Below are 14,321 nucleotides of genomic sequence, written 5' to 3' on the forward strand. Positions count from 1 at the left end.
CACCATTGCCCTGAGGCCCGCCCGCTGGGCGGCTGTTGCGAAGGATGGTGTGTGGGGAGGTGGAACCGTGACGGGTGAGATGGATCTCTTCGCCATGGCCGCTGCACCCTTCACCCGCTGGCCCATCCTGGGCAATCCTGCCTGGCGCTGGCTCGTGGCCCTGGGCATCGCCGTGGCGGTCCTGCTGTTGCTGTTGCTGCTCCGGGACCGCCTGGCCTCGCGGCTGGCCCACCTGGCCGGCCGGACCGCCAGTGCCTGGGACGACTTCCTCGTCGAGCTGCTGCAGCGCCGCACCGGGTTCCTCACCCTGCTGGCGGTGGCCGTGTGGGCCGGGTCCCATGCCCTGCTGATCCCCGAGCCCGTCGCCTTCCGCATCCGCCAGATCACCTCCATCGTGTTGATCCTCCAGGTGGCTCTCTGGGCCAACTACGCCATCGGCTTCTTCCTGACCCGGGCCTTCGAGGCCCGCGGTGACGACGAAGAGGTGGCGGCGGCCCTGGCCGGTGCCCAGCTGCTCTCCCGGGTCGGGCTCTGGACCGTGGTCATCCTGGTGGTCCTGCGGCAGCTAGGCATGGACATCACCGCCCTGGTCGCCGGCCTGGGCATCGCCGGCATCGCGGTGGGCCTGGCCCTGCAGAACGTGCTGGGGGATCTCTTTGCGTCCCTCTCCATCGTGCTTGACAAGCCCTTTGTCGTGGGCGATTTCATCGTGGTTGACAACTTCGCCGGTACCGTCCAGCACGTGGGCATCAAGACCACCCGCGTTCGCGCCCTGACCGGCGAGGAGATCGTCTTCAGCAACGCCGACCTGCTCAAGAGCCGCGTGCGCAACATGAAGCGCATGGCCGAGCGGCGGGTGGAGTTTCGCCTCGGTGTGCCCTACGGGACGCCCGTGGAGAAGCTGGAGCGCATTCCCGCCATGGTGCGGGAGATCATCGAATCCCAGCCCCAGGTGCGATTCGACCGCGGTCACTTCAAACAACTGGGCGATTCCGCCCTGATCTTCGAGTTCGTCTACTTCGTGACGGATCCGGATTACCTGCTCTACATGGACATCCAGCAGGCCATCAACCTGGCCATTTACCGCCGCTTCGGCGAAGACGGCATCGACTTCGCCTTCCCTACCCAGACGGTCCACGTAGTGGAGGGTACAGAGACCATCCCGGCTGAGGCGGCTCGGGCTGAGGGCCAGGGGCCGGTGCGGGTCCAGCCTCAGGAGCAGAGCGAGCCGGAGGAGCAGGGCCAGACTCGGGCGCGGACGCAGGCGGAGGGTTAGGTTTGGCTCGTGATGCCCCGTCGACGAGTATGGCTGGATGCCGCCCCCGCCGAGCTACCGGCGGCGGGCGGGAACCAGCGCCCCGGGGGGACCGGTGATGCAACCTGACGGTGAGGTAGCCGCTGGACACGCGGCGCGGCGAACCGTGCGGCGAACCGGCTGGAAGATACTCCGGCCCGGCGGGGGGTGGGCGGGGCTGCCTCCCGGTGTCCCGCCTGGCCTGGCCGGCGGGGGTTCCGGCGGCGCTGGGCCGGCGGGCGCCCGTTGGAGTCCCCGCCTGCCGCGGGGGCTCCGGTCGCGCCATTCCGGCGCCACTGTCCTCGGACTGCTGTTGGCCCTGCTTCTCAGCCTGTTTCTGGCCGGCTGCAGCCGGGCTCCGGGTCCCGACGCCGTCCTGCGCCAGTACCTGGACGCCTGGCAGCGGCAGGACTACGCCGCCGTGTACGCCCTGCTGGATGCCACCAGCCGCGAGGCCATCTCCCAGGACGACTTCGCCGACCGCTACCGGCGCATCGAAGAGGGGATCGAGCGCACGGGCCTCTCGGCGGAGGTGCACGTGCCCGACGACTTCCGCCCGGAGGGGGATCAGGTCACCTTGTCCTTCACCGCCCGCTGGGAGACGGCCCTGGCCGGCGCCTTCACCCAGGAGTACCAGGCCCAGCTGGTGCGGGAGGAGGAAGGCTGGCGCATCCAGTGGACGCCGGCCCTGATCTTCCCCGACCTCAAGGAGGGCGACAAGGTGCGGGCCCAGAGCCTGCCGGCCCGGCGGGGCAGCCTCGTGGACCGCAAGGGCCGGCCCCTCGCCCTGGACGAACCGGCCCGCGCCATCGGCCTGGTCCCCGGCAAGATGGCCGCGGATTCCGCCGAACGGCTGGCCCAGGTGCTCGGCATCTCCACCGCGGCCGTGGAGAAGCAACTGGCGCAGCCCTGGGTCCGGGACGACCTGTTCGTCCCCATCGTGACCTGGCCGGAGTCCCGGGCAGAAGCGGCGGAAGAGGACCTGCTGGCCATCCCCGGCGTCCTCATCAGCTCCAGCCGCGAGACGGCCCGGTGGTACCCCCACGGCGCCCTGGCCGCCCACACCCTGGGCTACACCGGCCCCATCACCGCCGAGGAGCTGACGGACGAGCGGCGGCAGGCCGGGTACGGCAGCAACGACCGCATCGGCAAGCAGGGCCTGGAACGTGCGCTGGAGGAAGACCTCCGGGGCCGGCGGGGCGGGCGCATCTGGATCGAGCGGGCCGACGGCAGCGACGGTCCCGAGATCGCCCGCCGCGAGCCGGAGGCGGGCCGGGACCTGCAGCTGACCCTGGACCTGGACGTCCAGCAGGCGGTGGAACGGGCCCTGGACGAAACCCTGGGTTCCGCCGGAGCCGGCGCAGGGCGAAGGGGCAGCGGCCAACTGGACGGCCAGGCGGCGGCGGTGGTCCTTGACCCGGCAACGGGGGAGGTGCTGGCCCTGGCCAGCCGGCCGGCATTCGACCCCAACCGGCTGGCCGACGGCATCACCGCGGAGGAGTGGCAGGCGCTCAGCGACGATCCCCGCTCGCCCCTCTATCACAAGGCCCTGGCCGCCCTGACGCCGGGGTCGACCTTCAAGCCCTTCACCGCGGCCGTGGCCCTGGATGAGGGCGTCATCGCCCCCGACACGGACTTCGGCCCAAGCCCCGAGCGGTGGCAGAAGGACGCCTCCTGGGGTGATTACTACGTCCGCCGGGTGCCCCACCCGCCGGGGCGCGTCGACCTGATCCGCGCCCTGGTGTGGTCGGACAACGTCTACTTCGCCCGGGCCGGCCTTGCCCTGGGGGCAGAGCGCTTCCAGCGGGGCCTGACCCGCTTCGGGCTGGGGGAGGAGGTGCCCTTTGTCCTGGGCGTGGTCCCGGGCCGGGTGGCCGGCGAGGGCGGGATCCAGGGGGAGATCCAGCTGGCCGACAGCGCCTACGGCCAGGGGCAGGTGCAGGTGAGCCCGCTGCAGCTGGCGGCCATGTACACCGCGTTCCTCCATGACGGCGACGTCCTGCGGCCGCGCCTCCTGCTGGACGAACCGGCCTCCGGCCAGCCGGCCGGTACGACGCCCGGCGGCCGCATCTGGAAGGAAGGGGCGGCCCGCCCGGAGACGGCCCAGGTGATCCGGCAGGCGCTGCGCCAGGTGGTGGCGGACTCCACGGGCACCGCCCACAGCCTGGCGTCTCTCCGGGGCTGGGTGGTTTCGGGCAAGACCGGCACCGCCCAGGTGGCCGGCGGGGAGCAGGGAGCCCGCTGGCGCTGGTTCGCCGGATGGGCGAACCCGGCCGGGTCCGACGAGCCGCGGCTTCTGATGGTGTTTGCCATCCACCAGCAGGGGGCGGCGGATGAGGGCAGCCCCAACCCGGCCGTGGTGGCGGCCCGGCGCCTCCTGGAAGCGTGGCGCCCTGAGGCCGATTGACCCTCTTGACAAGCGGCGCTCCTGCAGGCTCAGACTCGGTGGCACCGAAACCGCTGCAGCCCGCCGTACCGAAAGGGCGGCATCCCGGCGCACTGAAACGGCCGCGGCCATCCGCACCGCAATGGCCCCCACGATCCCGTTGACACCGCCCCGGCCGGCGCATATACTGGCACCAGATCTTAACGCGGCTGCCACAAGGGCGTGGCGGCAATCCGGTGGGCAACGGCGCCCCTGCAGGTTCGACCTGCAGGGGCTTTGTCGTTTCGAGGAGGTGAGGGCACGTGTTTACCATGGGCGCAGCGGAGCGGCTCACGGGACTGACCCAGCGGCAAATCCGCTACTACGAGGCCAAGGGCTTGGTCCGCCTTGCGCGCAGTCCCTCCGGACAACGCCTGCTCACGGCCAGGGACATCCGGCAACTGCGTCGCATCCGGTGGCTCCTGCAACAGGGGCACAACGTCCACACCATGCGGGTCATACTGGCCGCTGACGGCGCAGGGCTGCAGCCGCAGCGGGGCGCCCGGGGAAATGGGGGGCAATGGGTAAACAACAAGGGTCGCAGCACGGCATCGCCACGGACCGTCGTCGGACGCTGATCGTATGCACCGGCCCAAGCCTGGGTCAATCGCTGAGAGGAGGAACCGGCGTGAAGAAGATGTCCCCCGGCGACATCAAGGCCGCCATCCGCGACATGAACATCGGCACCATCAGCCTGCAGTTCACCGACATCCTGGGCACCGTCAAGCACGTGGAGATCCCGGCCAGCCAGATCGACAAGGCCCTGGCCGGCGAGCTGATGTTCGACGGGTCGTCCATCGAGGGGTTCGTCCGCATCGAGGAGTCCGACATGTACCTGCGGCCGGATCCGGCCACCTTCGTCATCCTGCCGTGGAAGACCCGCGAGGGCCGGCGGACCGCCCGCCTGATCTGCGACGTCTACAACCCCGACGGCACCCCCTTCGAGGGCGACCCGCGGTATGTGCTCAAGCGCGTGGTGGCCGAAGCCGCGGAGATGGGCTACGTGATGAATGTGGGCCCCGAGCCCGAGTTCTTCCTCTTTGAACGCGCCTCCGCCGAGCAGGGCCGGACGGTCACCCTGGACCACGCGGGCTACTTCGACCTGGCGCCGGTGGACAAGGGCGAGGAGGTACGGGCGGAGATCGTCCTCACCCTGCAGGAGATGGGCTTCGAGATTGAGGCCGCCCACCACGAGGTGGCGCCTTCCCAGCACGAGATCGACTTCAAGTACGCCGACGCCGTGACCACCGCGGACAACATCGCCACCTTCCGCAGTGTGGTCCGGACCATCGCCCTGCAACACGGCCTGCACGCCACCTTCATGCCGAAGCCTCTGTTCGGCGAGAACGGCTCGGGCATGCACCTGCACCAGTCCCTCTTCCGCGGCGACCAGAACGCCTTCTACGACCCCAACACGCCGGACCGGTTGAGCGACGTCTGCAAGCAGTACATCGCCGGCATCATGGAGCACGCGCGGGCCATCACCGCGGTGACGAACCCCCTGGTCAATTCCTACAAGCGGCTGGTGCCGGGGTACGAGGCGCCGGTATATGTGGCGTGGTCGTATCGCAACCGCAGTCCCATGATCCGGATCCCGGCCAAGCGGGGCCTTAGCACCCGCATCGAGCTGCGCTCGCCCGACCCCGCGTGCAACCCGTACCTGGCGCTGGCGGTGATCCTGAAGGCGGGTCTGGATGGCATCAAGCGGCACCTGACGCCGCCCGATCCCGTGGAGGGCAACATCTACCACATGTCTGAGGCCGAGCGGGAAGAACTCGGCATCGCCAGCCTGCCGGGCTCGCTGGCCGAGGCGATCCGGGCCCTGGAGCAGGATCCTCTGATCCTGGAGGCCCTGGGCAGCCACGTCGCCTCGCGCTACCTGGAGGCGAAGAAGATCGAGTGGGACGTCTACCGCACCCAGATCTCGCCGTGGGAGCTGCAAGAGTACCTGGCGAAGTATTGACCGGTTGACGGGTTCTTGATACCAGCGGCTTCCTCCGCCGGCCACGCCGGGGAGGAGGGCCCTGTCGCCAGTGCCGGCCGGGACCGTGCCCCCGCAGCACGGTCCCGGCCGCATTGGTTCCATGCCCGCCCACGGGAGCCTGTGCGCCCGGCTGCGCCGGAGCGGACCGGCGCCGGGCGGTGGTCCCTTGGCTGGTGGACGGGGTCGTTGCTGGGGTTCCCCCGGCCCCCGGTTCCCTGGATGGGCGGAGGGCGACGGGCGGGGCCCGGCAGGCCGGAGGGCATCCTCAACCGCCGGCCGGCGCCGTATGATAGCGGGGAGGCGCGGCGTCCCGGCGCAGCGGGACCCTGCGCCGCCGGGACGGCGGCGACGCGGGCGAGAGAGACGCGGGCCCCCGCCCTGGTGCCACCAGGGCTGGCATGGCGCTCCGGCAGGGCGGCCGGCCCCTTTCGGGGGCGGACCTCCCCGGCCGGGGCGCCGGTGGAGCCGGCAATAGGCGGGGAGGCAAGGGATGAACAAGCCGGAAGTGATCGTGTTCGGCTTCGACTCCGCAGGCCCCGGGGGCCGCTTGCCCGGGGCCCTTCTGGATACGGGGTGGTCCATCCTGGTGCAGGTGGGGTGGCCGTCGGAACAGTGGCTTGCCCGCCGGCATGCCGACCTGTTCGTGATGCGTCCCGCGGGCATCGAGCGCCCCGCCGAGCGCACCCGGACCCTGGGCCGGGTGACGGGCAGGCCCGTGCTGTGGATGGTGGATCCTGGGGACCCGGAGCCCGAGGGATTGTGGCAGCATCTGGCCTCCGAGGATTGGCCGGTCTGGGCGTTGCTCCCCGCCGACGCCCCCAAGTGGCAGCTGGTGGCCGTCTGCCGGGCGCTGATGGCCGGCGCCGGGCGCCTACAGCAGGCCCGGGAGATGGTGGACGAAGCGATGCGGAAGCTGGAGGACCGGAAGATCATCGAACGGGCCAAGGGCATCCTCATGGACCGGTTCGACCTGGCGGAATCCGAGGCGTACAAGCGGCTGCGCGACACGGCCATGCGCCACCGCAAGCCCTTGCGCGAGATTGCGCAGAGCATCATCGAGTTCACCGCCCTGGACGAGACCGGGTCCCGCCGCTCCGGACGCGGGCGGCGGTAGGGAGAACGCACCGGCCCGCAAGGCCGGTGGCCTTGCGGGCCGGTGCGGGGCCGTGGGGAATGTCCCCTGGATTCAGTCGCCGCCGCCACGGGCGGACGCCGGAGCCGGTGCCATCACGGGTGTGCTCGGCAGGGGCGCCACCTCTTGCGCCGTCGCGGCGGTGGCGACAAACTCGGGATACGCCACGGTGTCGTGCTCGCCCAGGTCGAGGCCGTGCTCTTCTTCCTGGGGAGTCACCCGCAGGCCGATGGTGGCCTTGATCAGGGCGAAGGTGACGTAGGAGGCGGCGAAGGTCCACACGGCCACCGCGACCACCCCGATGAACTGGGCGACCAGCAGCTGGCTGCCGCCACCGAAGAGCAGGCCCTGTTCCTCATGGAAGAGGCCGACCGCCAGGGTGCCCCAGACGCCCGCGGCACCATGGACGGGGATGGCGCCGACCGCATCGTCCACGTGCCATCGCTCCAGGAGGGCCGTTCCTGCGAGGACGGCGAGACCGCCCACGCCGCCGATGACAATCGAGCTGGCAGGGCTCACCCAGGCCGTTCCGGCGGTGATGGCCACCAGCCCGCCCAGGCAGCCATTGAGGGCGGCCTCCACGTCGGGCTTGCCCTGCTTGAGCCACGCCGCCAGCAAGGCCGCCAGGGCCCCGGCGGCCGCTCCCAGGTTGGTGGTGACGGCGATGCGGGCGATGTTGGCATCGGTGGCAGCCAGGGTGCTGCCGGGGTTGAAGCCGAACCAGCCGAACCAGAGGATGAAGACGCCCAGGGCCGCGAGGGTGACGCTGTGACCGCGAATCTTGTGGGGCCGCCCGTCAGGGCCGAAGCGCCCCAACCGGGGACCCAGCAGGATGACGCCGGCCAGCGCTGCCCACGCACCGACGGAATGCACCACCGTCGAGCCCGCGAAGTCCAGCATGCCGAGTTGGGCGAGCCATCCCCCGCCCCAGATCCAGTGCCCGACCACCGGGTAGATCAGCATGGACATGACCGCGCTGAAGACCAGGTAGGAGGCGAACTTCGTCCGTTCGGCCATGGCGCCCGAGACGATGGTGGCCGAAGTACCGGCAAAGACCGTCTGGAACATGAGGAAGGCCAGGAACGGCAGCGACAAGTCGAGGTGGCCGAAGCCGGCCTCCTGGCTGAACCAGCCCGTCGTCCCGATCAGCCCCGCGGTGTCGGCTCCGAACATCAGGGCGAAACCGACGGTCCAAAAAGCCGGCGAGGCGACGGCGAAGTCCATCAGGTTTTTCAGGACGATGTTGGCCGCGTTCTTGGCGCGCGTGAAGCCTGCTTCGACCAGTGCAAAACCCGCCTGCATGAAAAAGACGAGAAAGGCGGCCAACAACGTCCACGCCGTGTTGAGGGCAACCGCCACCGCGTCGGCACTGACGGCCTCGGGCATGATCCTCACTCCCTCCCACGAGCTGTAAGCCGAGCACAGCAGCAGGGACCGCAACAACAAGCAAAGCCCACCCGCAGCGCTACGGCTGCAGGTGGGCTCCGTTGCCCGTGGCGGACGCCGCTGTCCTGTCCCGGCCCTGCCTGCGCGCACCCCCGCCTGCGGCGGGACGCCCAGGTCGACCTCACTTCCGAAGGTAGGGACCTCCTGCGGGGCCGTCAACGATCCCGCGCTGACCGCGCCCTGACCATCCCCTGACCAGAAGATGACGGTCGGAGAAGCCTGGAGGAGCGCCGCCGGGCGCCACCCCTGCGGGCCCGCCGCTGCCTTGCCCGCGCCTGGACCGCTGACGCCTCGGGCGGGCCCGGCCGGATGGACAGGCACGGCCCGGGGAAGCCCGCGTACCATGGCCCAGGCAGGATGGGCACCTGCCCGGCATCGCCCAGGAAGGGCCCTGCCGGCCAGGCTGCGGTTTCCGGCCGGGCCTGCCGCCTGCCAGAGGAGGTCGAAACCCCATGTGCGGTATCGCGGGCTGGATCGACTGGGAGCGGGATCTCACCCGGGAGGGGGCCGTGCTGAAAGCCATGACCGGCACCCTTGCATGCCGTGGCCCGGACGACGACGGGTACTGGGTCTCCCGCCACGCCGCCATCGGTCACCGGCGCCTGATCGTCATCGACCCGGCCGGCGGCGCGCAGCCCATGGTGCGGGAGCGGGGCGGCGGCCCCGTGGTCCTGACGTACAACGGCGAGCTCTACAACACGGCGGAATTGCGCCGGGAGCTGGAGTCCCTGGGCTACACCTTCACCACCCGCTCCGACACGGAGGTGGTGCTGGCCGCCTACCTGGCCTGGGGAGAGCAGGCCCCCCGGCGGTTCAACGGCATCTTTGCCTTCGCCGTCTGGGACGAACCGGCCCAGCGCCTCGTCCTGGCCCGGGACCACTTCGGCATCAAGCCGCTGTTCTACCGGGAGCAGGGCACCGGCCTGATCTTTGCCTCCGAACTCAAGGGCTTGCTGGCCCATCCCGCCGTGGAGCCCGTGGTGGATGCCGAAGGGCTGGCCGAGATCTTCGCCGTCGGCCCGGCCCGCACCCCGGGGCACGGCATCTTCCGCGGGGTGCGGGAGGTCCTGCCGGGCCACTATGTGATCTTCGACCGGCGCGGCCTGCGCCAGGGCCGTTACTGGCACCTGGAGAGCCGGCCCCATACCGATGGCCCGGCGGAGACGGTGGCGACGGTGCGCGACCTGCTGGCCGACGCCGTCCGCCGCCAGCTGGTCTCCGACGTTCCCCTGGGCACGCTGCTTTCGGGCGGCCTTGATTCCAGCGCCGTCACCGCCCTGGCCGTCCGCGCCCTGGCCGGGGCGGGGCAGGCGGAACCCCTGCGGACCTTCTCCGTCGACTACGAGGGCAACGACCGGTTCTTCCAACCCAACGACTTCCAGCCCGAGGCCGACGCCCCCTACGTCGACCTGATGGCCCGCACCCTGGGCACCCGGCACCGGGTGGTGCGGCTGTCGACCGCGGCCCTGGTGGAGGCCCTGCCTGCGGCCATGACGGCCCGCGACCTGCCCGGCATGGCCGACATCGACGCCTCGCTGCTGCTCTTCTGCCAGGAGATCAAGCGCGACGTCACCGTCGCCCTCTCCGGGGAGTGCGCCGACGAGGTGTTCTGCGGGTACCCCTGGTTCTACCGCCAGGACGCGCTGGAGGCCGGGACCTTCCCCTGGTCCCTGAAGGTCGACGCCCGCCTGCAGGTGCTGAACCCGGAACTGCGGGCCCGGCTCCGCCCCGTGGAGTACCTGGCCGAACGGTACCGGGAGGCCCTGGCGGAGGTGCCGCGCCTGGAGGGGGAAGAACCGGCCGCCGCCCGCCGCCGGGAGATCGCCTACCTGACCCTCACCCGCTGGATGCCGGTGCTGCTCGACCGCAACGACCGGATGAGCATGGCCGTGGGCTTGGAGGTGCGGGTACCCTTCTGCGATCCCCGCTTGGTGGAGTACGTTTGGAACGTGCCTTGGGAACTCAAGACGATGAGTGGCCGCGAGAAGGGGCTGCTACGCCACGCCCTTGAGGGCATCCTGCCGCCGGAGGTGCTCTGGCGCAAGAAGAGCCCGTACCCCAAGACCTTCAACCCCGCCTACCTGGCGGCCATGCAGGCCTGGATGCGCTCCGTCCTGGACGATCCGGCCTCGCCCCTGCGGCTGCTGATCGACGAGGCGGCGGTGCGGCAGCTGGTGGAGGCGGAAGGGGAGTTCGACATCCCCTGGTTCGGCCAGCTGATGCGCCGGCCGCAGATGCTGGCCTACCTGGCCCAGGTGGACCTGTGGCTCCGCAAGTACAAGGTCCGGATCGAGGTCTGAGCGCGGGGCGGTGGCCATGCGGCTGCCACGGCGGTGGTGTGAGGGCGGGTCGGACGGCCGTGGCGGGCAGAGGACTCCTTCTCAGGCGGCCGGACGGGCTACAACGGCCGGGTCGATCCTGGCGGCCGGATCGACCGCAGCGGTCCGGCCGGCAGGAGCGACGGCGTGCGGCCCGGTAGGCAGGGCGAACATGGACCCCGGAGCGCGAAGGGGAAGGACGGCGGGAGAGGCTCAAGGCGCGATGGATGACGATAGGGCGGCCCGGGATGTCCCGGGTCGCCCTATCGTGGTTCGGGTTCCGGTTCGACTTCCGCTTGGTGCTCCTCTTGGGCTGCGACCTCAGCCCTGGTTCGCGCCCTGCTGGACCAGCTCGACGTCCACCGACACGCGGACCTCGTCGCCCACCAGGACGCCACCGGACTCCAGCAGCATGTTCCACTGCAGGCCGAAGTCCTTGCGGTTGACCTTGGTCTCGGCGTGGAAGGCCACCCGCTGGTTGCCCCACGGGTCCTTGCCGCCGCCCTCGTAGGTCAGGTCCCAGGTGACCTCCTTGGTCACGCCGCGGATGGAGAGGTCGCCTGTGACCTTGTACCGGTTCTCGCCGGTCTTCTCGATGCGGGTGCTGCGGAACTCGATGTGGGGATAGTTGGCCACGTCGAAGAAGTCCGCCGAGCGCAGGTGCTCGTCCCGCTGGGGCTCGCGGGTGTCCACGGTGGAGGCGTCGATCCGGGCCTCCAGCCGGGCGCCCTGGCTCAGGTCGTTGATGTTCGGCGCATCGAGGTAGCCCTCGATCTTGCCGAAGTGCCCCTTCACCGTGGAGATCATCATGTGCCGGACGGCGAACTCCACGGTGCTATGGGAGGCGTCGATGGTCCACCGAGTGACGGTGGCTGCGGCTTCGGCCACGATCCCGACCTCCTGTCGTCCCTGGGCCGGGTTCGTCCCCAAGGGATAGTAACGAACCGGACGGCCCATAACTTACTTTAGTGAAGCAACTCTATCGTATAGTGTCGCTTCCCAGGTCGTCAACAGGCATGTTACGATGGAGATGGTCGTGACCCCGGTCATCTCCGTTTCCCGGCGCCACCGGGTCCCCCAGGATGGTGCCGGTCCCCCGGCAGGTCGCGGGGCAGCCTATCGGCAGGAGCCGGCCATTGCCGGCGTCCGGTGCCGGGTGGCCCGGTGCAGGGTGGCCTGGAGGGCGTCCTGCGCCGCCCCCGGGGCAAGCCGTCGACCCGGCGGATCCGGAAGAGGTGCAGCGCGCCCGCCGGGCCAGCGAGGCCATCGTGCGCGAGGCGGCCCAGCGAAAGGAGGTAGCCACCGGCCGTGGATCCCGTCAAAGTGTGCCCGCGCTACGAGCAGGCCGTGCAGATCCTGGGCAAGAAGTGGACGGGCCTGATCTTGCGCATCCTCCTCACCGGGAAGAAGCGCTTCTGCGACTTCAAGGCCAGCCTGCCCGAGATGAGCGACCGCATGCTCTCGGAGCGGCTCAAGGAACTGGAGGAAGCCGGGATCGTCGCCCGCCACGTGCGGGACACGCGGCCTGTGCTGATCGAGTACGAGCTCACCGAGAAGGGGCGGGCCCTGGAGCCGGTGGTGGCCGCCATTCAGGCGTGGGCCGACCGGTGGTGCGATGGGGTGACCGCCGAACCCGCTGCCGGGGAGACGGGTGAGGGGGACGGTGGCGACGGCGGCGGTGGGGACGGGGACGCCGCTCCCGCCGGGCTCGAACAGGCCGGTCCGGACCCCGGCCGCGGTGGCGGCTCCGGCTCCGAGTGAAGGCGGCGGCATGACGGGCTGGACCCGCCCGCCCGGTGCTCCTTCCTAGGCCTGCCCGCCGCCAGTCTGACGGTTGATCCCCACCTGGCAGCGGTCTGAGGGGCCGTTCCTGCCTTCGGCAGCGAGCCTTCCCCGGCCACCGCGCGGGACACTCCTGCCCCGCGTGCAACCGGGCGTGGAACCGCGCGCCGGCCCTGCCAGCCCCCCCTAGCGCACACGCCGGGCGATATCGATGCCGGCAGGCCTTTCCCGCCCGCCTGCCGAAGGAAACCCCGCCTGTCAACATCTGCCGCCCACGACGAGGGGGGAGAGGCCCGTGACCGGTGCCCATGGGCTCCAAGAGATCATCGTCGAGACGCGCTACGGCGCCCTCCGGGGCCAGACCGACGGCACGGTGTGCGTGTGGAAGGGCGTTCCCTTTGCCCGGCCGCCGGTGGGCGAGCGGCGCTTCCGGCCGCCGGAACCGCCCGAACCCTGGCAGGGCGTGCGCGACGCCACCCGCTTCGGGCCCGCCGCCGTCCAGCCCGACGACCGCCTCATCAGCAACATCACCGGCGGCGGCACCCTGCCCCAGGATGAAGACTGCCTCTACCTCAACATCTGGTCGCCCTCGCCCCAGGGCCGGCGGCCCGTGCTGGTGTGGATCCACGGCGGCGCCTACCTGACGGGAGCCGGGTTCATCCCCTGGTATGACGGCAGCTCCTTCGCCCGGGAAGGCGACGTGGTGGTGGTCACCATCAACTACCGCCTGGGCGCCCTGGGCTTCTTGTACCTGGAGGAGGCCTTCGGCCCCGATTTCGCCGGCTCGGGCAACCTGGGCATCCTGGACCAGGTGGCCGCCCTGCGCTGGGTGAAGGAGAACATCGCCGCCTTCGGCGGGGATCCCGACCGGGTGACCATCTTCGGCGAGTCGGCGGGGGCGGGCAGCGTGGGGGTGCTGATGGCGGTGCCGGCGGCCCGCGGCCTGTTCCACCGGGCCATCCTGCAGAGCGGCTCGGGCGCCCTGGGGGTGCGCAGCCCCGAATCGGCCGCCCGGGTGGCGGCCCGGGTGCTGCAAAATGCCGGGGTCGAACCCGGCCGGCGGGACGCCCTCTACGCCCTGCCCGCCCGCGCCTGGGTCGACGCCCTGGCGGCCCTGGGGCCGGGCCTGCCCGTGGGGCCGGTGATCGACGGCACAGTCCTGCCCGAGCACCCGCTGGCCGCCCTGGCGCGGGGGGCGGCGCGGGACGTGGCCACCCTGACCGGCGTCAACCGGGACGAGTACAACCTGTTCGCCCTGATGGACCCCGTGTGGCTGGGGGATGACGAAGCCGCCCTGCGCCGGCAGGTGGAGGCCGTGGTGGGCGCCGCCGCCGGGCCGCTCGTGGATTTTTACCGGAGCCGCGGAGAGGGCCCCCTGGGGCGGCGGCTGCTGCCCCTCATGAGCTACGCCGTGTTCGTCCGCGGGATGCTGGCCACCGCCGATGCCCAGGCGCGGGCGGGGGCGCCCGTCTGGGTCTACCGGTTCGACTACGCCACGCCGGTGCTGGGCGGCGTGCTGGGCGCCTGCCACGCCCTGGAGATCCCCTTCGTGTTCAACACCCTGGACCGGGCCGGAGCCGACCGCTTCACCGGCACGGCGCCCGAACGGCATACCATCGCCCAGGCCATGCACCGGGCGTGGATCGCCTTTGCCCGGGACGGCAACCCCCAGCACGGGGGCCTGCCTTCCTGGCCGCCCTATGACCTGCAGGACCGGGCGGTCATGGTCTTCGGGCCGGGGCCGGAAGCTCATGTGGAGCGCGATCCCTGGCGGGAGGAGCGCCAAGTCTGGGCGGAGGTGGCGGGGCCGGCGTCGTGAGCGGGCGCCGCGCCGCGAGCCGGCACCGGCAGCAGAGCACCGCCAAACCGGAGCGGGCCGGGGATGAACCCGGCCCGCTGCCGTGCATCGGGGGGTGTGGCGTGCCCGTGGACAGGCCGCC

9 protein-coding genes and 1 pseudogene are annotated in these 14,321 nt (G+C 71.2%); 8 read left to right on the forward strand and 2 right to left on the reverse strand.

Features of this window, described 5'->3' with window-relative positions:
• The first annotated feature begins 67 nt into the window (after positions 1 to 67).
• From DYI95_RS02895 to DYI95_RS02915, 5 genes are all read left to right on the forward strand, one after another.
• On the forward strand, positions 68 to 1,276 hold the full coding sequence (locus DYI95_RS02895; RefSeq protein ID WP_116900899.1) for a mechanosensitive ion channel family protein: 1,209 nt from the start codon (positions 68 to 70) through the stop codon (positions 1,274 to 1,276).
• A gap of 331 nt (positions 1,277 to 1,607) precedes the next feature.
• Positions 1,608 to 3,701: a penicillin-binding transpeptidase domain-containing protein gene (locus DYI95_RS02900; protein ID WP_243149828.1), complete on the forward strand. Its 2,094-nt coding sequence runs from the start codon at positions 1,608 to 1,610 to the stop codon at positions 3,699 to 3,701.
• Between the two features lie 290 nt (positions 3,702 to 3,991).
• Entirely contained in the window at positions 3,992 to 4,297 is a 306-nt protein-coding gene (locus DYI95_RS13175) for a MerR family transcriptional regulator (RefSeq protein ID WP_371731894.1), read from the forward strand.
• Positions 4,298 to 4,356: 59 nt separating this feature from the next.
• Positions 4,357 to 5,682: a type I glutamate--ammonia ligase gene (gene glnA, locus DYI95_RS02910; RefSeq protein WP_371731895.1), complete on the forward strand. Its 1,326-nt coding sequence runs from the start codon at positions 4,357 to 4,359 to the stop codon at positions 5,680 to 5,682.
• A 511-nt stretch (positions 5,683 to 6,193) separates the two neighbouring features.
• Positions 6,194 to 6,817 (forward strand): ANTAR domain-containing response regulator, encoded by a 624-nt coding sequence (locus tag DYI95_RS02915; RefSeq protein WP_116900895.1) that lies wholly within the window; start codon positions 6,194 to 6,196, stop codon positions 6,815 to 6,817.
• Between the two features lie 72 nt (positions 6,818 to 6,889).
• Here the strand turns inward: DYI95_RS02915 and DYI95_RS02920 are convergent, their stop codons facing one another.
• Positions 6,890 to 8,221, reverse strand: coding sequence for an ammonium transporter (locus DYI95_RS02920; RefSeq protein ID WP_116900894.1), 1,332 nt, complete (start codon positions 8,219 to 8,221; stop codon positions 6,890 to 6,892).
• Positions 8,222 to 8,733: 512 nt separating this feature from the next.
• Here DYI95_RS02920 and asnB point away from each other — a divergent pair.
• Complete coding sequence (asnB, locus tag DYI95_RS02925) at positions 8,734 to 10,581, forward strand: asparagine synthase (glutamine-hydrolyzing) (protein WP_116900893.1); 1,848 nt, start codon at positions 8,734 to 8,736, stop codon at positions 10,579 to 10,581.
• A gap of 339 nt (positions 10,582 to 10,920) precedes the next feature.
• On the opposite strand, the gene DYI95_RS02930 is transcribed toward asnB, so the two are convergent.
• Positions 10,921 to 11,487 carry a YceI family protein gene (locus DYI95_RS02930; RefSeq protein ID WP_116900892.1) on the reverse strand — a complete coding sequence of 189 codons (567 nt, stop codon included), beginning with the start codon at positions 11,485 to 11,487 and terminating at the stop codon, positions 10,921 to 10,923.
• Positions 11,488 to 11,907: 420 nt separating this feature from the next.
• Between DYI95_RS02930 and DYI95_RS12215 the strand changes: the two are divergent.
• A pseudogene (locus DYI95_RS12215) lies at positions 11,908 to 12,210 on the forward strand (winged helix-turn-helix transcriptional regulator); the annotation flags it as partial.
• Between the two features lie 466 nt (positions 12,211 to 12,676).
• Positions 12,677 to 14,200 carry a carboxylesterase/lipase family protein gene (locus DYI95_RS02940; protein ID WP_116900890.1) on the forward strand — a complete coding sequence of 508 codons (1,524 nt, stop codon included), beginning with the start codon at positions 12,677 to 12,679 and terminating at the stop codon, positions 14,198 to 14,200.
• Positions 14,201 to 14,321: the final 121 nt, after the last annotated feature.

Source organism: Thermaerobacter sp. PB12/4term, assembly GCF_003403315.2.
Classification (GTDB): Bacteria; Bacillota; Sulfobacillia; order Thermaerobacterales; family Thermaerobacteraceae; genus Thermaerobacter.

Coding starts and splice junctions, on each gene's coding strand:
- glnA (WP_371731895.1), top strand. CDS start 4,357: ATGTCCCCCGGCGACATCAAGGCCGCCATCCGCGACATGAACATCGGC.
- DYI95_RS02920 (WP_116900894.1), bottom strand. CDS start 8,221: ATGCCCGAGGCCGTCAGTGCCGACGCGGTGGCGGTTGCCCTCAACACG.
- DYI95_RS02915 (WP_116900895.1), top strand. CDS start 6,194: ATGAACAAGCCGGAAGTGATCGTGTTCGGCTTCGACTCCGCAGGCCCC.
- asnB (WP_116900893.1), top strand. CDS start 8,734: ATGTGCGGTATCGCGGGCTGGATCGACTGGGAGCGGGATCTCACCCGG.
- DYI95_RS13175 (WP_371731894.1), top strand. CDS start 3,992: ATGGGCGCAGCGGAGCGGCTCACGGGACTGACCCAGCGGCAAATCCGC.